This is a genomic window from Sorangium sp. So ce176 (genome assembly GCF_051519835.1).
GTDB lineage: Bacteria > Myxococcota_A > Polyangia > Polyangiales > Polyangiaceae > Sorangium > Sorangium cellulosum_G.
In genome coordinates this window covers 3,502,496-3,527,073 of the sequence record NZ_CP150371.1, presented here as the reverse complement: position 1 = coordinate 3,527,073, position 24,578 = coordinate 3,502,496, and the positions used below count along the sequence as shown (strand labels likewise).

Annotated in this window: 18 protein-coding genes; 5 read left to right on the top strand and 13 right to left on the bottom strand. The window is 73.5% G+C overall.

Translation table 11 applies throughout. The annotated features are described in order from the left end of the window. Positions 1–82: 82 nt before the first annotated feature. Together WMF42_RS13415 and WMF42_RS13410 are read right to left on the bottom strand one after the other, a co-directional pair. Complete coding sequence (locus WMF42_RS13415; RefSeq protein WP_437694271.1) at positions 83–601, bottom strand: diacylglycerol/lipid kinase family protein; 519 nt, start codon at positions 599–601, stop codon at positions 83–85. A gap of 52 nt (positions 602–653) precedes the next feature. Further along, the gene (locus WMF42_RS13410; RefSeq protein WP_061606957.1) at positions 654–1,076 is read right to left on the bottom strand and encodes a TerB family tellurite resistance protein; all 423 of its coding nucleotides are present in this window, start codon (positions 1,074–1,076) and stop codon (positions 654–656) included. Between the two features lie 141 nt (positions 1,077–1,217). Here WMF42_RS13410 and WMF42_RS13405 point away from each other — a divergent pair, with 141 nt between their 5' ends. Then, positions 1,218–2,261: a serine/threonine protein kinase gene (locus tag WMF42_RS13405; protein WP_061606958.1), complete on the top strand. Its 1,044-nt coding sequence runs from the start codon at positions 1,218–1,220 to the stop codon at positions 2,259–2,261. Between the two features lie 42 nt (positions 2,262–2,303). Here WMF42_RS13405 and WMF42_RS13400 read toward each other — a convergent pair whose 3' ends face one another. From WMF42_RS13400 to WMF42_RS13355, 10 genes are all read right to left on the bottom strand, one after another. Beyond that, positions 2,304–2,864, bottom strand: a complete 561-nt coding sequence (locus tag WMF42_RS13400) for an SET domain-containing protein-lysine N-methyltransferase (RefSeq protein WP_061606959.1) — start codon at positions 2,862–2,864, stop codon at positions 2,304–2,306. A gap of 96 nt (positions 2,865–2,960) precedes the next feature. Next, positions 2,961–4,688 (bottom strand): ATP-dependent zinc metalloprotease FtsH, encoded by a 1,728-nt coding sequence (gene ftsH, locus WMF42_RS13395; protein ID WP_437692279.1) that lies wholly within the window; start codon positions 4,686–4,688, stop codon positions 2,961–2,963. A gap of 378 nt (positions 4,689–5,066) precedes the next feature. After that, positions 5,067–7,994 carry a PAS domain S-box protein gene (locus WMF42_RS13390; protein ID WP_437692277.1) on the bottom strand — a complete coding sequence of 976 codons (2,928 nt, stop codon included), beginning with the start codon at positions 7,992–7,994 and terminating at the stop codon, positions 5,067–5,069. A 168-nt stretch (positions 7,995–8,162) separates the two neighbouring features. Continuing rightward, on the bottom strand, positions 8,163–8,588 hold the full coding sequence (locus tag WMF42_RS13385) for a DoxX family protein (protein ID WP_437692275.1): 426 nt from the start codon (positions 8,586–8,588) through the stop codon (positions 8,163–8,165). A 144-nt stretch (positions 8,589–8,732) separates the two neighbouring features. Further along, positions 8,733–9,587, bottom strand: coding sequence for an ABC transporter ATP-binding protein (locus WMF42_RS13380; RefSeq protein WP_061606962.1), 855 nt, complete (start codon positions 9,585–9,587; stop codon positions 8,733–8,735). After that, positions 9,584–10,501 carry an ABC transporter permease gene (locus tag WMF42_RS13375; protein ID WP_081426306.1) on the bottom strand — a complete coding sequence of 306 codons (918 nt, stop codon included), beginning with the start codon at positions 10,499–10,501 and terminating at the stop codon, positions 9,584–9,586. The genes WMF42_RS13380 and WMF42_RS13375 overlap by 4 nt, the downstream gene beginning before the upstream one ends. A gap of 2 nt (positions 10,502–10,503) precedes the next feature. Continuing rightward, a complete protein-coding gene (locus WMF42_RS13370) occupies positions 10,504–11,934 on the bottom strand; it encodes an ABC transporter substrate-binding protein (protein WP_437692273.1) in 1,431 nt (476 codons plus the stop codon). A 4-nt stretch (positions 11,935–11,938) separates the two neighbouring features. Further along, entirely contained in the window at positions 11,939–12,922 is a 984-nt protein-coding gene (locus WMF42_RS13365; RefSeq protein WP_061606964.1) for a HEAT repeat domain-containing protein, read from the bottom strand. A 19-nt stretch (positions 12,923–12,941) separates the two neighbouring features. Next, positions 12,942–13,226 (bottom strand): 4Fe-4S dicluster domain-containing protein, encoded by a 285-nt coding sequence (locus WMF42_RS13360; protein WP_061606965.1) that lies wholly within the window; start codon positions 13,224–13,226, stop codon positions 12,942–12,944. Positions 13,227–13,245: 19 nt separating this feature from the next. Further along, positions 13,246–14,979 (bottom strand): fumarate reductase/succinate dehydrogenase flavoprotein subunit, encoded by a 1,734-nt coding sequence (locus WMF42_RS13355; protein WP_061606966.1) that lies wholly within the window; start codon positions 14,977–14,979, stop codon positions 13,246–13,248. 547 nt (positions 14,980–15,526) lie between these two features. Here WMF42_RS13355 and WMF42_RS13350 point away from each other — a divergent pair. The 3 genes from WMF42_RS13350 to WMF42_RS13340 all read left to right on the top strand — a co-directional run bounded on the left by WMF42_RS13350 (position 15,527) and on the right by WMF42_RS13340 (position 21,520). After that, positions 15,527–19,993, top strand: a complete 4,467-nt coding sequence (locus WMF42_RS13350; protein ID WP_437692270.1) for a serine/threonine-protein kinase — start codon at positions 15,527–15,529, stop codon at positions 19,991–19,993. Then, positions 19,990–21,276, top strand: a complete 1,287-nt coding sequence (locus WMF42_RS13345) for a patatin-like phospholipase family protein (protein WP_061606968.1) — start codon at positions 19,990–19,992, stop codon at positions 21,274–21,276. Before WMF42_RS13350 ends, WMF42_RS13345 begins: the two co-directional genes overlap by 4 nt. Positions 21,277–21,340: 64 nt before the next feature. Next, positions 21,341–21,520, top strand: coding sequence for a hypothetical protein (locus WMF42_RS13340; RefSeq protein WP_437692268.1), 180 nt, complete (start codon positions 21,341–21,343; stop codon positions 21,518–21,520). Positions 21,521–21,691: 171 nt separating this feature from the next. Here WMF42_RS13340 and WMF42_RS13335 read toward each other — a convergent pair whose 3' ends face one another. Beyond that, on the bottom strand, positions 21,692–23,881 hold the full coding sequence (locus tag WMF42_RS13335) for a PilZ domain-containing protein (RefSeq protein WP_437692266.1): 2,190 nt from the start codon (positions 23,879–23,881) through the stop codon (positions 21,692–21,694). Between the two features lie 330 nt (positions 23,882–24,211). Here WMF42_RS13335 and WMF42_RS13330 point away from each other — a divergent pair, with 330 nt between their 5' ends. Next, entirely contained in the window at positions 24,212–24,574 is a 363-nt protein-coding gene (locus WMF42_RS13330; protein WP_437692264.1) for a hypothetical protein, read from the top strand. Positions 24,575–24,578 lie beyond the last annotated feature (4 nt).

Genomic DNA, 24,578 nt, shown 5'->3' with positions numbered 1-24,578 from the left:
GCGGCCGGATCCGCCGGCGCAACCATCGGGCAGCGGCGCATTCCCTGCGCCGGCACACGGGCGGACACAGCGACCGCCGGTGTCAGGTCCCCTCGCCCCGGGCGTCGTATCCGGGGCCGACCAGCACGCTGAGCGCGCGGTGCTCGACGGAGAACGAAATGGGGGCGTTGCTCAGGAGCTCGCCATCCACATTGAACCACATCCCCGGCCTGGCGGCGATCCGCACCCGGGAGGCGCGCCTGTGCATCACCTCGGCGCTGTCGAGGTAGCTGCCCGTGACGAGGCGCGCCGCCACAGCGGCGAGATCGAGCAGCGAGGCATACCGGACGATCACCACGTCGAGCAGCCCGTCCTCCATGCTCGCCCCGGCGGCCACCTTCATCCCGCCCGCGCAGGTCCTGCCGTTGGCGACGATCACATTGAGCGCCTCGACGCGCTCGAACTCCTGATCATCCCAGGCGATCGTCGTCTCGTAGCCGGTGAGATCCGGCAGCACCTTCATCGCGCCGCGCACGTAGGCGAGCGGCCCCCACGCGGCCTTCATTTCGTCGGTCAGCGCCTCGTCCACCTGGCCGCTGAAGCCGCCGGCGGCGACGTTCAGGCAATACCGGGGCGCACGCTGTCCCGCGCCGACGTCGCGGCCGTCCGGCCGCTCAGCGGGCCGAGCCGGGCGCGACGCGCCCCTTGAACGCGATCGGCACCTCGAGCGCCTCGGCCGCCTCGACGAGCAGGGCGTGCTCGCTCTCGTGGATCACACCGTCGGCGGCGACGAGCCGGACCGCCAGCTCGATCGCGGCCTCGCGCATCCGCACGTCGGGAAGGCGGGCGCGGAGCGCCGCGAACCGGCCGCGCCGGCCCTCCTCGCGCACCGAGCGCTCGATGATCGCGATGAGCGTCTCGACGACGTCAGCCCCGATGCGGCCCACGCTCATCGCCGCCACGTGCCCCGCGAGCTCGTCGCGCTCGGCCTCGTTGACGGACCCGTCGGCGTAGGCGGCGAGGAACATGATCTCGACCATCGCCTCGAGCTTGCTGATCTCGAGATGAGGAAAGGAAAGCTGCGTCTCGTCCGTCATGAGGTTCGCTCTGCAGCGTATCACGATCGCGCGGCGCGCCGGGCAAGGTCGGCGCGCCGCGCCCGCGCCCGCCCGGCTCGCACCGGCGCGGCCCAACTTCTCGTCGAGCGCGGCGCCGGTTGGTGCTCAACTCCTCCCACCATGAGCGTCACCACCCCGACCGACCTCTTCCTGTCGCTGACCCCGCACAAGGTGATCGAGGCCGTCGAAGCCGCGGGCCTGCTGTGCAACCGCGTCTGCTACCCGCTGAACTCGTTCGAGAACCGCGTCTACGAGGTCGAGCTCGAGGACCGCACCCGCATCATCGCCAAGTTCTACCGCCCGGGGCGCTGGACGCGCGAGCAGATCCTGGAGGAGCACCGGTTCCTCGCGGAGCTCGCGGAGGCCGAGATCCCCGTCTGCCCGACGCGCCCGTTCCCCGACGGCGAGACGCTCCAGCAGATCGATCACATCCAGTATTGCCTCTTCGAGCGCATGGGCGGCCGCGCGCCCGACGAGCTCGGAGACGAGCTGTTCACGCGCCTCGGCCGGCTCGCCGCCCGCATCCACAACGTGGGCGCGGCGAGGGCCGCCGAGCACCGGGTCCGGCTCTCCGCCGACTCGTACGCGCGCGAGGATCTCGGCTGGCTCGCCGAGCGCAAGATCATCCCCGCGTCCGTCGAGCGGCGGTACCTCGCGGCCGCGCGCGCCGTCGCCGACGCGGCCGAGGAGCGCCTGCGCGACGTCGAGGCGCTCCGCATCCACGGCGATCTGCACCCGGGCAACCTGCTGCTCCGCGACGGCGCGCTCCGCGTGCTCGACTTCGACGACATGGTCGTCGGCCCCGCGGTGCAGGACCTCTGGCTCCTCCTGCCCGGCCGCGACGCGATCGCCCGGCGGCAGCGCGAGCTCTTCCTCGACGCCTACGAGGAGCTCCGCCGCTTCGACCGGTCGACCCTCGGCCTGATCGAGCCGCTGCGCGGGCTCCGCCTGATCCACTACGCCGCCTGGATCGCGCGGCGGTGGCACGATCCCATTTTCCCCAGGACTTTCCCGCACTTCGGGACGGAAGCGTACTGGCGCGACGAGGCGAGCTCGCTCGAAGAAGTGATTCAGCTAACAAAATCAGGGGACGGCGGCGCCTCCGACGGGGACGCCGACGAGCCGCCGCCGAGCGGGGGCAAGTACTTCTGGGACATGAACTGACGGCGCCGCGCGCGGCGAGCGCGCGGACGGCGCCGCCCTCGCTCAGGCAGCGCCGCTCGACGGCGGGGCGCGCTGCGCGAGCTGGCCGGCGATGTGCGGCGCGAGGCGGTGCTCGGCGAGCACGCCGGGCGTCGCATGGGAGGCGCCCGCGATGCGGCCGAGGCAGCGGGCGCTCCCGCAGCGGCACGCGAACGGAGAGGCCATGGCCCACTCCGTGGAAGGATAGAAGAACGTGATCTCGTCGCCGGGCGCGATCGGCCGGAGCGCGACGAGCGCGCGCAGCTCGACGTCGAAGCAGGCGTTCGGATCGCAGCTGTGGTTGATGAACGCCAGGAACCCCGGCTCGAGATCGATGTGCTGGTCCCGGGAGAGCTGGAGCGTCATCCGGTCCGGCCGGTCGTGCACGGCCGCGGCGCCGAACGGCTGGAGCACGTCCCCCGCGGCGAACGCCGCGCGGCTGCGGACGCACCGCTCGCCGAACCGATCGGGGGCCGCCACCTCGAAGCGAGGGTCGTGGGCGACGGGTGCGCTGCCCTGACGGGCAGGGTCAACGGGCGGAGGCGCGGGGGTCGCGGCGAGGTCGGATCGCGAGGAGACGGTCATGCGCGGTGCTCCTGGGGCAGCGCCCCGCTCCTGCGCAACCCAGCCCGCGGCTGGCTCGCGCCCGGAGAGGAGCGCTCTCCCCGGCGCCCGCGGGGATCAGGCGGCTTCCTGGGTGGCGCGCTGGCGTCGGTCGGCCGGGAAGCAGGCCCCGATCTCGTCGCTGCCGAGCGTCTCCTGCTTGAGGAGCGCCTGGACGAGGGCCTCGATCTCGCCGCGCCGGGAGTTCACGATCTCGACGGCGCGCGCGAGCTGCGCTTCCGTGAGCGCCCGCGCCGTCTCGTCGACGCGGTCGAGCAGGGCGGGGCTGCGCGAGGGGTGCCCGTCGCCGACGCAGATCGGGCCGAGGTGGCTCATGCCGAGCTCGGCGACCATCTTCCACGCGATCGTCGAGGCGCGCTGGATGTCGTCCGAGGCGCCGGCCGTCATCGTCCCGAGGATGACCATCTCGGCGGCGCGGCCGCCCATCAGCATGCAGATCTGATCTTCGAGGTACTCTTTCCGGTACATCAGCCGATCCTTCTCGGGCATCGCCTGGGTCACGCCGAGCGCGCGGCCGCGCGGCAGGATCGACACCTTGTGCACCGGATCGCAGTTCTTTGCGAGGAGCCCGACAGCGACGTGCCCTGCCTCGTGCACCGCCGTGGCGTAGCGCTCGTCCTCGTCGACAAGCACGCCCTTGCGCTCCAGGCCCATGAGCACCCGGTCGCGCGCGCGGTCGATGTGCGTGAAGTCCACCGCCTCGGCGCCCTCGCGGGCCGCGAGGATGGCCGCCTCGTTCAGCAGGTTCGCCAGATCGGCGCCCGAGAAGCCCGGGGTGCTGCGGGCGATGGTGCTGAGATCGACCTCGCCCTGGAGCGGGATGGGCCCGGCGTGGACGTTGAGGATCTCCTCGCGGCCGCGCACGTCGGGGAGCGGCACGGTGATCTTGCGATCGAAGCGGCCCGGCCGGAGCAGCGCGGGATCGAGCATGTCGACGCGGTTGGTCGACGCGATGACGACGATGCCTGTCGCGTGATCGAACCCGTCCATCTCGACGAGGAGCTGGTTCAGGGTCTGGTCGTGCTCCGCAGAGGCGGAGTCGCCGTGCCCCTTCGCGCGGGCCCGGCCCACGGCGTCGATCTCGTCGATGAACACGATGCACGGGGCGGCCTTGCGCGCCTCGGCGAAGAGCGCGCGGACGCGGGAGGCCCCGACGCCGACGAACATCTCCTGGAAGCTCGACCCCGACGCCGAGAGGAACCGCACGCCCGCCTCGGAGGCGACGGCGCGCGCGAGCAGCGTCTTGCCGGTCCCGGGCTCGCCCGTCAGCAGCACGCCGCGCGGGGGGCGGCCGCCGAGGCGCGCGAAGCGCTCGGGGCTCTTCAGGAACTCGACCGTCTCGGCGAGCTCCTGCTTGACCTCCTGCATGCCCGCGACGTCGGCGAAGCGGACGGGCGACTGCGTCGCCCCGGCCTTGGCCTCGGTGAAGACCTTCGGGCTGCGGCGCCGGCTCACCGAGTAGAGCGCGAACCCGACGGCGGCGAGGACCACCACCGGGAGCACCGCGGTGGCCGCGCGCGACTTCTCCTCGTGAGAGGCGAAGTCGACCGAGGCGCCGGCGGTCGCGAACCGGGAGACGAGCTCCTGCCGGAGCGTCGGCTCGTCGACGACGGCCGTCACGGCGACGCCGCCCGCCTGGCGCACGAAGAAGCGATCTCCGCTCACCTCGACAGAGGTCGCCTGCCCCGCCTGCGCGATCTGGAGAAGCTCCGTGTACGTCGCCGCGCGCTCGCTCGGAGCCGCGCGGAGCGCGAACCCGAGAGCCACCGCAAGCACCACCCCCATGATCCCGAGTGCCCAAAGCCGGCGCCCCGCGGGCCCCAGCCGCCTACCCACCTGCAAGAACCAGGAATTCACTGCTGCGCCACCTCACTACCCCGACGTCGGGCCGGAGCGGATCTCAGGTGTAGCAAGGATAAGAACCTCAGGAAGTTCCTTCTGCGATCATTCTGAGCGGCCTGAGCGCAGAATACTGCGAAAGGATGGTGGTACCGCAAAACCGAAGTCGGAGAACGAGCATGGGTGTAGCAAAAACCGCCAATAGCACCGAAGAGCTCGCCTCCACCACGGACGAGCTCGTCTCGCGATTGCCGAGCTCGCCAAGCGGGCAGTCGGCCGCGCTCGACGTGTCCGCAGGAGCGCCGTCGCGGGGCGGCTACGTCTCTACGTCTCAGTGGTGGGCGCGGGCGCGGGCGCGGGCGCGGGCGCGCTCGCGAACGGCATGGTGACGTGGAATGTCGTCGTGGCCCCGGGGGTGCTCTCGACGGAGATGCTCCCGCCGTGGGCCTCCACGAGGCCCCGCGTGATGTAGAGGCCGAGGCCGACCCCGCAGACGCGGCGCGGCCCGGTCTCCGGCGCGCGCCAGAAGCGCTTGAACAGGTGCGGGAGCATCTCCTCGGCGATGCCCGGGCCCCGGTTGGTGACGGCGATGTGCGCGCCGGCCGCCCCGGCGCGGACGGCGACGACGATGTCGCGCCCCGGCTCACCGTACCTGGCGGCGTTCGAGAGCAGGTTGGTGACGATCTGCTCGAGCCGCCCCGGGTCCGCCCGGACGGCGGGCACGTCGCCCTGGACCTCCAGCCGCACGGCGTGGCCCTCGGTCGCCCCGGCCGACCGCTCGACGATCTCCTCGAGCAGCGCGCGGAGATCCACCGCGCGGCAATCCAGCGTGAGCTGCCGCGCCTCGATGCGCGAGGCGTCGAGGAGGTCGTCGATCATGCGGCGCAGCCGGTCGACCGAGTCGGCGATCCTCCCGATCTGCTTCTCGCCGTCCGCGGCGGGCGCCGCGCCGAGCCGGCGGCGCAGGAGCTGGCTCGCCGTCGCGATGACCTGGACGGGCTGCCGGAGGTCGTGCGCGATGACGCCTGTCCACTCCTGGCGCTGCCGCTCCATCTCCTTGAGCGCCGTGATGTCCTGAAAGACGGCGACGGCGCCCTGGGTCTCGCCGTCGTCCGAGCGCACCGGCGCGGCGTTGACCAGCACCGGGACGAACGCGCGCTCGGCGGCGCTCCAGAGCAGCCCCTCGACGCCCGTCACGACCTCTCCCCGGCAGAGGGCCCGGGTCATCGGGCGATCGGGCCAGTCCACGGGCTCTCCCGACGGCGATCGGTGGTCGAAGAGCGCCGCGTTGTCCCAGGGATCGCGCTCGCCCTCGCGGTGGATCGCGTACTTCATCGCGAGCCTGTTGCACGTGATGAGCCGCCCCGCCGCGTCGACCAGGAGCGCCGCCTCGGGCATCTGCTCGACGACCGCCTGGAGCCGCCGGCGCTCGCTCGCCTCGGAGCGGTGGAGCCGCGCCGTCTCGATCGCGGCGCAGGTCCGCTCGGCGAGCAGCGCCACGGCGCGCTCGTCGTCCTCGTCGAACGGCGGGCGACCGGGGCGCCTGGCGAGGTAGAGGTTGGCCACGGTCCGGTCCTGGAAGCGGAACGGCACGCCCAGGAAGGCGTGAATCGGCGCGTGGTGCGGCGGCAGCCCGATGAAGTCGGGGTGCGCTCGGACGTCGTCGAGGCGGACCGGGCGCTCGCCGCGCGCCACCGCGCCGAGGACGCCGACGGGCCGCGGCGGCGTGCGGAGCAGCGCGGCCTCCTCGGCGGCGACGCCGCACGGGACCCACGGGTCGAACGGCCGGCGGTCGTCCTCCGAGATGCCGATCGCCGCGTAGTCGGCGCCCGAGATCCCCTTCGCGTGAAGCGCGATCACCTCCAGCACGGAGCGCATGTCGGAGCGCGCCGGGCTCGCGAGGGCCTCGGACACCGCCGCGCTCGCGGCGCCGATTGTCTCGAGCTGCGCGCGCAGGCGCCGCTCCGCCGCGTGGGCGCGCTCGACCGCGGCCTCCATCGCCTTGCGGCGCCCGATGTCGCGGCAGATCGCGGAGAAGCCGGTCATGCGCCCGTCCTCGCCCGCGATGGTGGACACGGTGACCTCGACGTCGATGGTCCGCCCGTCCCTGGTCCGGCCGACGGTCTCGAAGTGCTCGAAGCGCTCGCCGCGGCGCAGGCGCTCGAGGTTCGCCTCGACCTCGGCGGCGAGCTCGGGCGGGTACAGGACGGGCACCTTGCGCCCGATCACCTCCGCGGCGCTGTGGCCGTAGAGGCGCGCCGCGGCAGGGTTCCAGCTCAGGATGGTCCCGTCGAGGTCGGTGCCGATCACGGCGTCGTCCGAGGAGTGCGCGAGGGTCGCGAGGAAGGCGCGCGCCTCCTCGGCCCGGCGCCGCGCCTCGTCGAGCAGGTTCAGGCGCGCCGCGACGATCCAGAGCACGCTCGCGAGAAAGAGCGTGGTGACGGCCGAGGCGAGCGAGAACGACGCGGCGATCGGGTAAGCCCCGCGATCCGCGCCGATCAGGAAGAGGCGGCCGAGGACGATCGGGACGAGGACGACGTAGGGGAGGAGGCGCCGCAAGAGGACGCCCCCGGGCGCGCTCGCGGTCAGCGCGGCGAACGCGCCGCAATCGGCGCGCGCCGCGAGGAGCCCGGCCGACAGCGCGAGCAGGGCGACAGCGGCGTGGAGCGGCATGCCCGTGAACGGGAGCAGCGGGGGCAGCGCGTAGAAGTGGCCGACGCCGAGCAGGTAGCCGCTCAGCGCGGTCAGCGCGAGCGCCACGACCACCAGCACGCACAGCACCAGGCGCCGGCAGGCGCGCGGCGTCCTCGCGGGCAGCGCCAGCAGCGCCGCGCCGCTCAGGGCGAGGGCGAGCGCGGTGTTCGGCAGCGGCCTGCCGGGGAACTCGCTCGGGAAATCCACGCGCGACGGGAACAGCAGGCGATCGACGCCGAGATCCCACCCGAGGATGTACTCGGCGAGGGGGGCGAGGCCGAGCGCCGTGACGGCGGCGGCGCTCGCCAGCCCGAGCCGGCGGAGCGGCGCTGGGCGCCCCCCGCGGCCGAGCAGCGCGAGCGAGAGGCCGGCCAGGACGAGGCCGAGCGCGGCGTTGGGCCCCATGCTCGGCCAGCCGCGCGCTATCGAGGTGAGCGCTGTCTCCCGCGTCGACCAGCCCAGCAGGGCCGCGCATCCAGCGAGGACCGAGCAGGCCGCGCCGAAGATCACGACGTCAAGCGGCGCGCGGCCCGATCGCCTGGTCGACCCTTCCCCCATCGGCGTCCCCTCCCGCCCGGGATGTATAGTGCCGCGGCAGGGGCCGTGCTCGGTTGCGCGGCGGGAAACGAGGACCGCGCGGCGCGGCCCGACCGCCGCGACGGACGGGCGCGCTCCAGGGCGCCTGGACGCCGGGCGCGTCACGCCGCGCGGGCGCGGGCGCTCGGATCAGCTCTTTCGCCCGAAGATCGCCGCGTCGGCGGAGAACCGCCCCGGGCCGACGAGGAGCAGCACGAGGGCGATGCAGAGGTAGACCGCCGCGATCTCGTACGAGGCGCCGCCCATCGCGAAGAAGGGATCGCCCCGGGTCACGTGGGAGAGGACCGCGACGGCCATGGTGGCGGCGATGCCGAGCGACGCGAGCGGCGTCAGGAGGCCGAGGATCCAGGCGAGCCCGCCGCCGACCTCGGAGAGCGCGGCGAGCGCCTGCAGGAACCCCGGAACGGGGGCGCCGGGCCCCATCCAGCCGAAGGGGTTCTGGATCTTCCCCCAGCCGTGAAAGATGAACGCGATGCCGGTGACGACGCGAAGCGCGAGCAGCGCGGCCGAGGCGGGGGGCGGCAAATCGGTCACCCGCAGGAATCTCTTGAGCATGGGGATCACTCCTCTCGGCTCGTAGTAAGGAAAACCGCATGGAACATCAAGCGGATACGCGAGCCCGCCCACACGCCGCGGCGGGCGGCGTGGCGCTCGCGTGCCCTCTGGTCGGCGCAGGCGCGCCGGCGCGGCGGCCCGGCCTCAGGCGCCGGCCTGCTGGCGGCGGCCCGGCGCCGTGATCGCGGGCGTCGCGGGCGCCGCGGCGATCACGCGCTCCTCGCTCAGGGCCTCGAGGCACCGCCGCTTGATCGCGGCGAACTCGCTCGAGCCCACGATCGCGGCGCTCCGCGGCCTCCCGAACGGCACCGCGATCTCGGCGCCGACGCGGCAGGGGCGGCGGGTCATGAGGGCGATGCGGTCGGAGAGGAAGATGGCCTCGTCGATGTCGTGCGTGACGAACAGCACCGTGGTGCGCACCTGGCGGAACACGTCGAGGAGCAGCTCGTGCATCGAGAGCCTGGTCTGGGCGTCGAGCGCGCTGAACGGCTCGTCCATCAGCACGACGCGCGGCTCGTTGATCAGGACGCGCGCGATCTCGACCCGCTGCTGCATGCCGCCCGAGAGCTGCGACGGGTACGCGTCCTCGAACCCGGAGAGCCCCACGAGGTCGAGCAGGCGCCGGGACGCCTCCGCGCGCTCGCGGGCCGGGACGCCGCGCATCTTGAGGCCGAAGCCGACGTTGTTCAGCACCGTCTTCCAGGGGAGCAACGAGCACTGCTGGAACACCATGCCGCGCTCCGGCCCGGGCTCCTCGACCCGCTCGCCGCCGACGACGATGCTGCCGCGCTCCGGCGTCACGTACCCGGCGACGGCGTTCAGGATCGTCGACTTGCCGCACCCGGAGGGGCCGAGCAGGCTCACGAGCTCCCCGCCCTCGACGGTCAGATCGAGATCCCGCACCGCCTCGACGCGCCGGGGGCCCGCGCCGAGGGCGACGGACAGGCCGCGGATCTCCACGGTGCCCCCCGGGATCCCGGGGCGCGCTGAGGGCTTCATCGTGCGTTCTCCTCGGGCCGGTGCCAGGGGGTGAGCCAGACGCCGGCCCGCTTGACCAGCGCGCTGCTCAGCATGCCGAGGAGGCCGATGAGCAGCATGCCGAGGACGATGTCCGGGTAGCGCTGCAGGTTGTAGGACTCCCAGGTGAAGTAGCCGATGCCGTACTGGCCGCCGATCATCTCGGCTGTCACGAGGCAGAACCAGGACGTGCCCATGCCGATGCTCATCCCGGTGAGGATGCTGGGCAGCGCGCCCGGGAGGACGACCTCCAGGAAGAGGCGGAGCGGGCGCGCGCCGAGGCTGCGGGAGCTCGCGATGAGCCGCGGGTCGAGGGCGCCCACGCCGTGGATCGTCGCGAGCAGGATCGGGAACAGCGCGCCGATGTACGTGATGAAGATCATGCTCAGCTCGGCCGACGGGAACATCAGGATCGCGAGCGGGAGCCAGGCGACGCCGGGGATGGGGCGCAGGACCTCGAGCGGCGGCAGGAGGGTGTCCTCGGCGAGCCGCGACCTGCCGATGACGAGCCCGAGCGCGACGCCCGTGACGCCCGCGGCCACGAAGCCGGCCAGCACGCGGAGCACGCTGCTCCAGAGGTGCAGCCAGAGCTTCGGCGAGCCGAGGAGATCCCGCGCCGCGGCGAGGATCTCGGTCGGCGCGGGCACGTTGGTGAACGTGACGACGCCGAGATCCGCGCGCGACGCCGACGCCCACTGCCAGAGGGCGACGCACGCGGCCACGGACAGGGCGCGCAGCCACGCCCGGCGCAGGTGGAGCCGCGGGCGCTTCGCCTGCTGGAGCGCGCCCGCCGCCGCCGGAGGCGCGCTCCGCGGAGCCGCGCTCCCCCGGGGCGGCGCGAAGCCCGCGCGGCCGCCGAGGCCCACCCGGGGCGGCGCGGTGTGCTCGGAGATCATCGTCACGGCGCCACCGCCGTGAGCTTCGCTGCCTCGCCCCGCAGCGCCGCGAAGTCGACGACCGCCGCGGCGTTCTCGGCGGCCCACCGCGCGGCGTCCTCCTTCGCCAGGAACGCGGAGACGCTCCCGTCGGGGCGCCGCGCGTACCACGCGCGATCGGCCAGGAGCTTCACCCCGCTCTCGCGATCGTGGACGAAGGCGACGCGGATCTCCTTGCCCTCGGCCGTGAGCTGCGCGAGCGCGGCGAGCGCGGAGGCCGGGCTCCGGTACGCGCGCACCTTGGGCTCGCCCGCGACCCAGATCTGCGCGGCGAGCGCCGGGTCGGCGATGGGCTCGCCCGACAGGGCGTCGCCGCCGGTCAGCGGGAGCTTCGCGTGGCTCGCGAGCCGCGCCTCGTAGTCGAGCCCGAGCTCCTCGGCCGCGCGCCGGATGTAGCGGTCGTCGACGAACTGGCCGACGTCGAGGTTCGTGTCCGTGCGCTTGAGCAGCGTCAGCGTGTCCACGGCCACCTGGAGGGCGCGGCGGACCTCGGGCTTGATCGTGAAGTCGCGCGTCTGGATGCCGAGCGGGCCGTGGAACATGTAGGCGACCTCCGCGTCCACGCCTGTCACCTTCTCGATGAGCTCGCTGTGCTTCTCGGGCTCCTCCGCGAACAGGCGGTCCGCCTCGAGCGCCGCCTTGAGGAACGCCACGACGATCTCCGGGTGCTCCTCGGCGTAGGCCGCGCGCACGAGGACGCCGTGCGCTGTCGGCACCTTCACGCTGGATCCGTCGTAGATCTTCCGGGCGAAGCCGCGGAACGGGAACAGCTCCGCGAAGGGGACGAAGTCGGCGTGCGCGTCGATCTTCCCCGCCTTGAGCGAGGAGCCGCCGACCTCGGGCGACTGCGAGACGACCGTGACGTCCCTGTCCGGATCCCAGCCGAGATCGCGGATCGCCCGGAGCAGCATGCCGTGCGCGGACGAGCCGAACGGGACGGAGATCTGCTTGCCCTTGAGGTCCTTGAGGCCCTGCGCCGGCGAGTCGATCGGCACGACAACGCCGTTGCCGCTGCCGAGCGCGCTGCCGGAGAGCGTGGCGATGTAGAGGCTGCGGCTGCCCTGCTTCTGGAACGCCACGCCGTTCAGCACGCCGGGGAAGTCGGCCATCGCGCCGATGTCGAGCTTCTCGGCCACCATCTCGGTCGTCAGCGGCGGCCCGGAGGTGAAGTCCTTCCACTCGATCTCGTAGGTGACATCCTTGTATTTGCCGTCCCTCGGCAGGTGCTTCTCGAGCAGCTTGAGCTCCCGGATCAGGAGCCCGCCGGTCGCGCAGTTGATGGTCGTGTCCTGCGTCCCGATGGCGATGCGGATCGTCTGCTTCGCGTCCGGCTTGCACGACAGGCCGACGAGGACCGCCGCGAGGAGCAGGAGCGCGCGAATACGGTGGATCATCGACTCAGTCCCTCGCGAAGGTCTCATGTCGTCCGGCGCCCGCCCGGATGGCTTCGAGCGCGCGGGTCGCCGCCTTGCGCACCTCGACGTCGGTGTCGCCGAGCAGCCGGTGCAGCGGCGCCTCGGCGACCGCCGCCCTGAGCTCGCCGAGCGCCTGGGCGGCGGCGCGGCGGAGATCCGGGAGGTCGCTCCCGAGCAGCCGGATCAGGTCCGGCACCGCCGGCGCGGCCCGGAGGCGCCCGAGCGCGAGCGCCGACTCCTTCCGGACCTGCCAGGCGCCGTCGTCGAGCGCGCTCCGGAGGTGCGGCACGGCGAGGCCGTGGCCCGAGCGGCCGAGGACGATGGCGGCCTCGACGCGGACCCGCCAGTCGGGGTCCGAGAGCAGCGCGATGAAATCCTGGACGAGCGCGGGGGCGCCGGCCGGGTCGAGCGCGTCGATCGCGCCGACGGCGACCTGCCGCACCTGCGCGTCGGGATCCCGCAGGCGCGCCCGGAGCGCGGGCGCCGCCTCGGGCCGCCGCAGGTACGCCAGGGTGAGGACCGCCTCGCGCCGCACCTCGGGCGCGGGGTCCTCGAGCGCGCCCTCGAGGTGCGCGAGCGCCCGCGGATCGCGGAGCTCGCGGAGCGCCACGATGACCGAGACCCGCGCGAACGGCGGCCCATGACGCATTGCGTCAATCAGGTGGGTGGCGGCGTCGGCCCCGCGGAACTCGCGGAGCGCCGCGGCGGCCGCCTCGCGCACGTGGGTCTCCTCGTCCTCGAGCGCCCCGATGACGACCGGCACCGCGCGGGGGTCGCCGAGGTCCTCGAGGTGCCCGAGCGCGAGGGCGCGCACGGTGGGGTCCTCGTCGCGGACGGCCTCGATGAGCGGGCGCACGATCTCCGGATCCGAGAGGTCCTCGAGCTGGGTCAGCGCGAGCTGGCGCGCGCCGGGGTCGGGATCGCGCAGGACGCTCTCCAGCTCCTGCGCAAGGGACGGATGGGTCATGTCGTCTCCGGCTCCGTCGTCAACGAATGAGAAAGGGGATCTTCACGGTGATGGCCTCTTTGGGGCAATCGATCTCGCAGGCGAGGCAATACCAGCACTCGTCGTAGGCCATGTGCGCCTTGCCCGTCTCCGGGTTCACGGCGAGGCAGTCGACAGGGCACGAGTCGATGCAGATGCGGCAGCCCTTGATGCAGGACGCCTCGTCGACAACGACCGGCAGATCGAAGCGGACGACGGCCTCGGCGTTGCCCGCGGTCCGCGCGCGCTGGGCCTTGACGGACTCTCTGTTAAGAAGGTGACCCATGGATTGACCTCTCGGCGCGTCAGAGCGACGCGCGCTGCTCCTCGGCGGGGATGCGCAGCTGCTGGTATGTCTTGCGCTCGCCGTCGTCGATCGGGAAGAGATAGGGCTCCACCGGACGCTTGAAGGCGACCATCTCGTCGCGCTCGTCCTTCTTCAGGTTCACGTGCGCGAACCAGCGGCGATCGTCCATCTCGGGGAAATCGAGCCGATGATGGTAGAGGCCCCAGCGGCTCTCGGTCCTGTACAGCGAGGCGCGCGCGGCCATCTCCGCGCAGTCGCGGATGAAATGGCACTCCATCACCCGCATGAGCTCGTGCGGGCTCGCGGCGGTGACCTCCTCGAGCTCGTCCTTCGCCCGCAGGAAGTACTCGAGCCCGAGCGTCATCCGGTTGCCGGTCTTGGGCGGCTGGAGGTAATCGTTCACCAGGCGACGCACCTTGTATTCGTACTGGTGAGGCGCCACCCCGCTCTTGCGGGACAGCGGGGCGAGGATGCGCTCTCGCTCGGCGTCGACGGCGGACGCGAGCGGCTCGACGGCGGGCGTGCGATCGAGGTAATCGAGCGCGTTCTGGGCGCAGATCTTCCCGTAGGTGAGCGCGCCGAGCAGGTAGTTGTGCGGCACGCACGCCATGTCCCCGGCGGCGTAGAGCCCGGGCACGGTGGTCTCGCCCCTCTCGTTGACCCACACCCCCGACGCGCTGTGCCCGCTGCACAGGCCGATCTCGGAGATGTGCATCTCGACGAGATCGCTCGCGTAGCTGTGCCCCCTCCCCTCGTGGAAGCGCCCGCGGCTCGGGCGCTCGGTCTGGTGGAGGACCCGCTCGACCTCGGTGATCGTCTCCGGGGCGAGGTGGGTGAGCTTCAGGTACACAGGGCCGTTCGCGGAGTGGAGCTCCCGGTAGAACTCGAGCATCATCTGCCCGCTCCAGTAATCGCTCTCGATGAAGCGGTGCCCCTTCGCGTTGACCGTGTGTCCGCCGAGCGGGCCGGTCACGTAGGCGCACGCCGGGCCGTTGTAGTCCTTGATCAGCGGGTTGATCTGGAAGCACTCGATGCCCGTGAGCTCGGCGCCCGCGTGGTACGCCATCGAGTAGCCGTCTCCGGCGTTCGAGGGGTTCTCGTACGTCCCGTGGAGATAGCCGGACGCCGGCAGCCCGAGCCGCCCGGAGGCGCCGCAGCAGAGGATCACCGCCCTCGCCTTGATGACCTCGATGTGGCCCTCGCGCGTGTCGAAGCCCATCACCCCGGCGACCTGCCCGTCCGACACGAGGATCCGTGTCGCCATGACGCGGTTGACGACGCGCACCCCGGCGCGCTTGACCATGCGGGTGAGGATCTTCTTGAGATCGTAGCCCTCCGGCATCGGGAGCACATAGCTCCCGTTGTGGTGGACCTTCTTGACGTCGAAATCGCCCGAGCGCGTCTTCTGGAACTTCACTCCCCACGAGTCGAGCTCCTGGATCATCGCGAAGCTGTTGCGCGCATATTCGTAGATGGCGCGCTGGTTCACGATGCCATCGTTGGCCACCGTGATCTCCTTCACGTACTGCTCCGGCGTCGAGTGACCGGGGATGATCGCGTTGTTCAGGCCATCCATGCCTATCGCGATCGCGCCGCTCCGCTTGATATGCGCCTTCTCGAGGAGGACCACCCTCCCCCGAGGCAACCGCTGTTGCGCCTCCACCGCTGCAGTGGAGCCTGCGCTGCCGCCGCCAACGACGACGACGTCCGCCTCTGTCACGCGAATGTCCATTGCGAATCCTCTGGTTTTCAGGCGCGCGCGCACGCACGCACGCAGACGACCCCACCACCGAAGGTGCCAGTGGCCCAGGGTCGGACGCCCGGCGTCTTCCATCACAGACGCGGCATCCGTTTTAACAGACGCCCACTTCCTGGGCAATCGCTTTGTGGCTCCCGGGCAGCAGCCGGTGGCTCTCGCGCAGCAGCCGGTGGCTCTCGCGCAGCAGCCCGCGGCCCCCGGCAGCAGCCAGCCGGGCGCAGGGGCGGCGCCGGGGCGCCTTGCAAGCGAAAACTCAGGGGCGGCGGTGGACGGCGGCAGGGCCGTGGCGGCGCTGCGCCCAGACAGGCTCACCCCCGGTGCGGATCCCCGACCCGCCCAGAAAGATTCGCCTTTCCACCATGGTTGTCCCCCCGAAGACGCGGGCGGGACGCTACCATGCGGGTGACCCCGTAGCCCTCCCACGGATCGGGGGACCGCGCGCGGTCTTCACCTCCTCGGTCACCCTGATCCACCGCGCCCGGCGCCTCCCAGCCACGGCGCCCGCGCGCCGCTTCGCTGCATGGCCAAGCACCCGTCCCAGCTCGCCGACCTAGAGATCCAGCGCCGCCTCGGCGCCGGCGGCATGGCGGAGGTCTTCCTCGCCAAGAAGCGAGGCGCCGAGGGGACGTACAAGCTCCTCGTCGTCAAGCGGATCCTCCCCGCGCACGGGTCGTCGCGGCGCTTCCGCGCGATGTTCGTCGAGGAGGCGCACCTCGCGACGCGCCTGAACCACCCGAACATCGTCCAGGTCTACGAGTTCTCCGACCACGGCGAGGACGGGCTGCTCCTCTCGATGGAGTACGTCGAGGGCTTCGACCTCGGCAAGCTGATGCGGGCCGCCCAGCAGAAAGGGTCGCGGATCCCGCCGCTCGTGTCGGCGTTCATCGTGTCCGAGGCGGCCAAGGGGCTGCACTACGCCCACGAGCGCAAGGACGAGGGCGGCATGCCGCTCGCGATCGTCCACCGCGACGTCTCGCCGCAGAACGTCCTGATCTCGTTCGAGGGGGTCGTGAAGATCGCCGACTTCGGCATCGCCAGCGCGAACCTCTTCCGCGAGGAGCCCGGCGTGCTGAAGGGCAAGTTCGGGTACATGTCGCCCGAGCAGGCGCGCGGCGAGCGCGTCGACCGGCGGAGCGACATCTACGCGCTCGGCGTCGTGCTCTACGAGCTGCTCGCCATGCGCTCGCCGTACGGCAAGCTCGACGACGAGGCGCTGCTCCAGGCCGTCAAGGAGGGCCTCTTCGAGCCCCCGTCCGCGCACGCGCCCGACATCCCCGCGGAGCTCGAGGCGATCGTGATGCGCGCCATGGCGGGCGCGCCCGAGGACCGCTTCCAGACCGCGCGCGACCTCGCCGGGGCGATCGCGCGCGTGCTGCTCGCGAAGCAGGAGCTCGTCGACAACGCCTCGGTCGAGCAGACCGTGGCGCACCTGCTCGGCCGCGAGCGAGAGCAGGAGGCGCGCGCGCACGCCGCCGGGGGCCCGAAGGAAGAGGAGCAGGACGAGAGCTCCGAGGCGCAGCCGCAGACGCTCGCGGCGGTGCCGGCCGCGCGCACGGGCGGCGACGTCGAGGGCACCGGCGCGCCGCGCGTCGTGCGCGAGGTGCGCCACGTGGCCGTGGTGACGATGCGCATCGAGGGCGTCGACGCGCTGCTCGGGGCGCAGGGGCGGCTCGCGGGCAGGCGCAGCGGGCGCTCGATCCGCACGACGCTCGACGCGATCGCCTTCAAGCACGGGGCGATCTGGTCGTGGGAGTCGCACGCGAGCGCGCGCGCCGTCGTGGGCCTGCTCGCCAACCCGTCGCGCGCCGCGGCCGACGCCGCGTCGCTCGCTGTCGACGTGCACGAGGCGCTCGCGGGCGCGTCGGAGGACCTGCCCGTCGAGCTGCGCGCCGCGATCGGCATCGTCCGCGGCATCGCGTACGGCGAGCGCGACGAGCAGGGGCACCTCATCAACCACGCGCTCAAGGAGCCCGCGAACTTCCTCGCCGAGCGCCTCGGCAGCCGCACCCCGTTCGGCAAGACGTGGGTCGCGGGCGGCGTCTACCGCCTCGTCCGGCGCGACTTCCGCTGGGGCGACGCGCCGTCGCTCGACCTCGACGACGCGCAGGGCTACCAGGTCCCGCACCAGATGCGGCTCTACGCGCTGCAGCGCCCGCTGACGCGCGAGGAGCGCATGGCCGAGATCGCGCTCTCGCCGAACGACCTCGTGGGGCGCGACGCCGAGCGCGCCGACCTGCACGCGGCCTACCACAAGGCGGTCTCGCCGCCCGCGAAGGCGCTCAGTGAGCCCGCCGCGCAGCCCGCGCAGCCCGCGCAGCGCTTCGGCGAGGGCGACCCGCCGCCGAGCCTGTCGGGCAAGCCGCCCAGCCCGCCGGGCGGCTCGCTCCGCGGCCAGTCGGTGGCACGCGTCCTCGTCGGCGAGATGGGCATCGGCAAGAGCGCGCTCATCTCGACGTTCCTCTCGGAGCTGCCGGGCGAGGCGCGCGTGCTGCACGTCGAGTGCTCGCCGGTGAAGAGCGAGCTGCCGCTCGCCACGGTGTGCGACGTGCTCCGCGACGTGACCGGGATGGGGCTCGACCACGCGATCGACGACGCGGCGCACGTCATCCGCGCGCTGCTCGGGCCGATCGCGCGCTCGCCGCTCGGGGCGCGCCTCGTCACGCGCCTCGCCGAGCTCGTCACGGGCAAGCAGGTCGAGCCCCCCGAGGAGGACGCGACCGCCTACGGCCGCGATCTGGTGGCGCGCGGGGTGAAATACCTGCTCGGCTCGCTGGCGCGCCACCAGCCGCTCGTCGTGGTCATCGACGGCCTCCAGTGGGCCGATCGCCCGAGCCTGGAGCTCATCTCGGAGCTCCTGAAGCAGCGCGCGGAGCGGCTCCCGGTCCTCGTCCTGCTCCTCACCCGCCCCGAGGAGCGCGTGACCCCGTTCATCGAGGGGCTCGTGCGGATCGAGCTCCGCGGGCTCAGCGCCGAGGAGCAGATGCGCCTCGTGGAGGCGCGCCTCGGCGTGCGCGAGGGCGTGGCCGCCGTCTGCGGCGAGCTCGTGCCGCGCGTCGCCGGCAACCCGTTCTTCCTGCTCGAGATGGTCGACGCGCTGCTCGAGCGGGGCACCCTCGAGATCGTCGAGCACCCGGGCGGGCGGCACGAGCTCGTCCGCCACGACCGGACCGGAGACCGCGGCGAGCCGCTCCCGTCGACGCTGGAGCAGCTCATCGGCGACCGGCTGCGCGAGCTGCCGCCCGCGGAGCACGACGTCGTGAACTGGCTCGCGGTCGCCGGGGGCCCGCTGCTCAAGGACGACATCCTGAACCTCACCCGGCTCGCGGACGACGAGGCGGTGACGCGCCTCTGCGCGCGCGGCCTATGCGATCGGCGCGCCGGGGCGGTGGACTTCCGGCACCCGCTCGTGCGCGACGTCGCCTACCTCGCGCTCGACAGCGCGAGCCGCGTGCGCATGCACCGGCGGCTCGGCGAGCACCTGTCGACGACGCCGCTGGCGCAGGGGCTCTCGGCCGCGATCGTGGCGCAGCACCTCGCGCGCGGCGAGGCGCCCGGGCCGGCGGCGGAGCTCTACCTCGACGCGGCGCGGGCCGCGCGCGCGGGGCACCAGGCGCAGCTCTCGCGCCGGTACTACGAGCGGGCGCTGTCGCTGCTGCCGACCGGCGACACCCGCCGGATGATCGCGCACGAGGCGCTGGAGGCGATCTTCCGCCACCTCGGACGCCGCCGCGAGCGGCGCAAGCACCTCGCGTCGCTGCGCCAGCTCGCCAAGGAGAGCGGGCAGGCGCGCTGGGCGGCGCTCGCGCTCGTGCGCACCGCGCGGCTCGACCTCGACGACGGCCACCTCGCGCGCGGCCTGCCGGTGGCCCAGCGCGCCGCCGAGATCGCGCGCATCGCGCGCCGCCCCGCGCTCGAGGTCGAGGCGCTGACGATCCTGTCGGAGGTGCTGCGCGAGCTCGGCGACGTCCAGGGCGCGATCAGCGCGGCCGACCGGGCCTTGCGGGTGACGCACACGGGCGGGCTGACGCCGCGGGCGCGCGCGGAGGTGCTGCGCACGAAGGGGGTGCTGCTGCGCCGGGTCGGCCGCGTGCAGGAGGCGGTGGAGGCCTACGCCGAGGCGATCGCGGTGTTCCGCGCGGTGGGGGCGCGGCGCAGCGAGGCGCGCGCGAAGAACTCGCTCGCGGTGGCGATGTTCGTGCTGGAGCGCTTCGAGGACGCCATCGCGGTCGGGCTCTCGTCGATCTCCATCGATCTCGCGATCGGGGGGCGGTTCCAGATCGCGAAGACGCTGAGCAACATCGGCCACGCGTACGCCAAGCTCGGCGACCTGCAGCGCAGCCTCGCGTACATGAAGCGGGCGCGGGAGGCGCACGAGCGCTATGACGACCAGGACGCGCGGGCCGACACGCTCCTCTGCTCGGCGGGGATCCTGCTCGAGGCGGGCGACGTCGACGCCGCGCACGCGCTCTGCGCCGACGCGAGCGCGCTCATCGCGATGACCGGCAGCGTCTATGACATGATCCACGAGCGCAACGTTCGCGGCCTGCTCGCGAGGGCGCGGGGGGACATCCAGGGGGCGCTCGCGAACGCGTCCGAGGCGCGGCAGCTCGCCGAGTCGCAGGGGCTGATGAGCTACCACGCCTACGCGACGGCGATCGAGGCGGCGTCGCGGGTGGACGCGGGCGAGGTGCACACCGGGGTGCTGCTCGCGCGGACGGCGCTCGGCGCGGTCGAGGCGAGCAGCTCCGAGTACGGCATCGAGGTGCGCGACCTCTGCTGCGCGGCGCTGCAGAAGGGTGCGCCGGCGAGCGCGGGGGACGCCTACCACCGCGCCGCGATGCACGTGCGCCAGGTGGCGGGCTACATCCGCGACGCGCGGCTGAGGGCGCTGTTCCTGGAGCGCACGGTGGTGCGGCGCATCCTCGCCGCGGAGGCCGAGGGTCCGGCGGCGGGGCACGACCCGCTCCGCCGCGGGGAGATGGCATGACGGGTACCGGCGGAAGGACAGGGACGAAGCCGCGGCGCAAGGTCGCGGTGATCCTCTCGGGCGGCGGGGCGCGGGGCGCGTACGAGGTCGGCGTGCTGTCGTACGTGCTCGACGCGTTCGCCCGCCTCCGCGGGGCGCCGCCGCGCATCGACATCCTGTGCGGGACGTCGGTCGGCGCGGTGAACGCGTGCTACCTCGCGGCGCACCTCGACGACGCGACGCTGGGCATCCGGCGGCTCGTGAACCTGTGGACGCAGCTCAAGCTGGAGACGGTGCTCGGCTTCGGGGTGCGGCAGGCGATCTCGCTGCCGAAGCTCGTGTTCGGCGGCGGGGCGCAGGGCGTCGGGCTGTTCGACGTCTCGCCGATGCAGAGGCTCGTCGAGCGGGAGATCCCGTGGCGGGCGATCGCGCGCACGCTGCGCCACGGGTACCTGTCGGCGGTGAGCGTGTCCGCGACGGAGATCGGGACGGGGCGCACGGTGATCTTCATGCAGACGGGCCCGGACGGGGCGCTGCCGACGACGGCGCCGCCGCGCACGATCATCCGGGGCGCGCTGATCGGCCCGCCGCACGCGCTCGCGTCGGCGGCGATCCCGATCCTGTTCCCGCCGGTGCGCATCGGGCGCGATCTGTACATGGACGGCGGCGTGCGGCAGAACACGCCGATCGCGCCGGCGCTGCGGCTGGGCGCGACGCACGTGCTGGCGATCGGGCTGTCGCGGGAGGTGCGGAGCATCGACGCGGGCGACAGCGGCAAGCCGCCGGGGATGGCGCTGGTGCTCGGCAAGGTGCTGAACGCGTTCCTGCTCGACCACATCCAGACCGATTTCGAGGTGCTGACGCGGGTGAACCACATGATCGAGGACGGCGAGCGGGCGTTCGGCCCGGATTTCCTGCCCTCGATCAACGCGGCCGCGGCGCAGCGCGGGGCGCTGCCGTACAGGCGCGTGGAGACGCTGGTGGTGCGGCCGAGCGTGGATCTCGGGCGCCTGGCGGCGGAGCACGTGAAGGCGGGCAAGGTGCAGGGCGGGCCGGCGATGATGCGGCGGCTCCTGTCGCTGGTCGACGTGGGGGCGGAGAACGACGCGGATCTCGCGAGCTACCTGCTGTTCGACGGCTCGTTCACGCGGAAGCTCATCGAGCTCGGGCGGGCGGACGCGGAGGCGCGGCGGCACGACGTCGCGGATTTCTTCGGGAGCGCGGCGGAGGAGGCGGAGCCCACGCTGTCGGACAGCGCGGAGTGGTCGATCCCGCCGCCGGTGGGGCCTGGCGGATCCATCTAGCGCTGCCCGGCTCCACGGCCTCGCGCCCCCTCGAGGAGAACGCGGTCGTCCGTGAAAGGGCGGCGTGCTGGACGACAGGGACGTTCAGATCTGGATCGACTGGCTGATCAGGGACGGAGAGCTGCGCCCGGGTCAGATGAACGCCCGCGACCTGTACACGAACGACCTCAATCCCTACGCCTCCGGCGAGCCGGCCGACGGACAGCCTCATGACCGAGGCCCGACGCCCGCGGCCACGCCTTGATGCGGCGGTCTCGCCCCTGACAGGCACGTTCCCGAGTACGCGAGCTTTCGGCGCCGCGGGCGCGCGCCGCGACGCGAACGACACAGCCGCGAGGCGTTCCTTCGAACGCTCCGCGGCTGGATCACGAGCGACGCTCCGGGCGGCGCTCCGCGAACGCCTCGCGCGTCGCCCTCAGCGCGCTTTGTCCTTCTTGTCGCTCCCCTTCTCGCTCTTCTTCTTCTTCTTGTCGTCGCCCTTCTTGGACGTCGACTTCGACGCGACCTTCTTCGGCTCGTCGCGTCCCAGCGAGATCTCCAGTCGATCGCCGCGCGCCTTCGCCTTGTAGGCGGGCACGCCGTCCTTGAACTGCAGGGTGATCTCCGCGCCGTGCGCCGTGTTGACCACGCGCACCGACGCGATGCGCTTGTCCTTGCGGGCGAGGCCGCTGCCCGAGGACAGCGCGCGCCGCTCGGGGAGCGACACAGTGAAGCCCATCGCGCCGGAGGCGCCGTTCAGCTCGTCGATGGGGCCGTCCATCTTCAGCTTGAGCACGACGGGGTTCCTGACGGTCCCCTGACCCCACTCGCGCGGGCTCTCCTTCTCGTCGTCGCCCGACTCCGCCTCGTCCTCGTCGCCGGGACCGCCAGGGACCGCCGCGGCCTGCTGCGCGAGCGGGTCGCCGGCCAGCGCGCCCGGATCGGCCGGCGGCGTCGGCGGCACCGGCTCGGTCGTCGACAGCGGCGTCGCGCCGAACAGCGGGACGTTCGCGGTCAGCACGCCGCCCGGCGCGGCCGCCGGCGCGGCGGCCGCCGCCAGGGCAGGCGCGCCCGATGACGCCGGCAACGCCGGGGCGCCGTCGGCGGGCGCGGCGGCCCCGGCGGTCGCCGCGTCGCCGCCGCCCAGGCCGCCGATCAGGCGCGCCGCGCCGAACACGACGAGCACCGCCGCCAGCCCAAGGAAGCTCCCGACCGCGGCGGCCTTCTTGTTGAAGCGCGGCGGCTCCGACGCCTCGCCCCCCGCCTCCTCGGCCTCCTCGCGCACCACCCGGCGCCTGCCGGTCTTCAGCGCGCCGGCCGGCGGCGGCGCCGTCTTGCGGCGCGGGCTTTCCTTCGTCGACCCGTCCTCCTCGCCCGCCGCCCGCGCCTCGCGCCGCGCCTTGATCCTCGCCACCATGCCGGCCATCGCCGTGGCCGCGCGCGCCCCGGCGCCGGCGAGCGCGGGCGCGATCTTCCCCGCCACCGCCTTGCCCGCCTTGGCGGCCTTCTCGCCGACGTCGCGCAGCCGGCTCGGCTCCGCGCCGGACGCCGGCGCCGCGCCCGCCTCCTCCGAGGCGTCCGCCGCGGAGGCCGGCGCCGCGTCCTGCGACGGCGGCGCCGCGTCCGCCGCGCGCGCCTCGCTCGCCGAGGGCGCCGGCGAGATGTCGCCGTCGTGGTCGTCCTCGACCTCGGCCGCCGCGCCGCCGCCCGCGCCCGCCTGGGCGCGCTCGCCCTTGTCGCGAGAGGGCGCCGGCGCCGACGACGGACGCGCCTGCGCGCGCTCGCCCTGCGGCGGCGCCGACGACGGACGCGCCTGCGCGCGCTCGCCCTGATCGCGCGCAGGCGCCGGCGCCGACGACGCCCGCGCGGGCGCGCCCTCGCCCTGCGGCGGCACCGAAGACGCCCGCGCGGGCGCGAGCGCCGGGGGCAGGCTCTCGGACGACGCGCGCGGCCGCGACGCCCTGGCGGCGCGGGGGGCCTCGTAGCGCAGCGTGACGACGAGCTGCGGCACGCTCGTCGCCGGGTCGACCTCGACCTTCACGTGGTCGATGTACGCCTCGCGGCGCGTGCCCTGCTCGACCTCCTCCAGCTCCAGGGAGCGGCCCACCTTGAGGAACTCCAGGTTCGAGCCGACCTCCAGGTCGTCGGGGCCGCCCGTGCGCACGCGCGCCTTCATGGGCGAGCCGAGGCCGTCGATGTGGAGCCGCACGCGCGCGCCCCGCTGCGCCGTCTCCATCGCGGCCGGCGCGGCGCTCGCGGCGCCGGTGAGCGCCGGCGCGGCGCCCGCATCCATCGACGAGCACATCGCGCGCACGGCCTCCTCCGCCTCGCCGTCGAGGCCGGTGAAGCGGAGGCCGAACTCGCCGCCGCGCGCCTCCTCGGCGCGCCAGCAGACCTCGCCCTCGACGACCAGCTCCTTGCCGAGCCCGTCGAACCGGCAGATCAGCGCGTCGCCGACCCGCGGCAGGTACGCCGTCCGCAGGCGCATCCCCTCCGGGGACATGTCGATCGACTCGGCCTCGAAGCCGCCGCCCGACGTCTCGCCGACCGCGACGAGCGCCTCGATGCGGACCCGCTGCCCGGCGCCGGCGCGACGCTCCGCGCCGGCCTCGCGATCTCTCTCCAAGGATTCCGGCGCCTTGCGAACGCCATCTCCCTCTGCGCCTCGAACGTTCATACGCCCATTCCTCCGCTTTCGCCGCGAAGCCGCGTCCGCGATCGCGGGACCTCCGCGGTGCAGAGGGCCCACTGGCCGGCAGTACGGCCTAAGGCGCGCGCTGGCCAAATTTGGAGCGCGCCGCAGGGCCGACGGCGCGCGGCGCGGCGCGGCGAACCGCGCGGCGGCGGCGACGCGCGGCGACGCACGCCGAGGCGCCCGGCCGCACGCGGGCGCGGCGTGGATCGACAGCTCGCTTCGCCTGGCGCGCCAGGGGGCAAACGTGGGAAGCTTTCAGGGATGGGCAAGGACGAGCCGCCGCAGAAACACGACAAGCCAGCGCCGGCCGCGACTCAGGATGTCGTCTTCATCCACAGCCCCGTCGAGCAGGGCGAGGGCTTCCGGGTGATCCGGAGCCGCGAGGACCGGATCGAGGTCGGCGAGCTGCGGCCCACCGAGCACGGGCGCCCGCTGACAGGAGAGCTCGTGAAGCTGACGCAGCGCTCCGAGCACGCCCGGCTCTTCGACGTGGAGGTGCTCCTCCCGGCGCAGCGCGGGGCCGAGGCGCCCCGCTCCGGCCCCGCGCAGGTCGCCACCGACACCTACCGCTCCAACTGGGAAGCGATCTTCGGCCCGCGCGAGGAAACCAAGCTCGCCAACTGAGCCC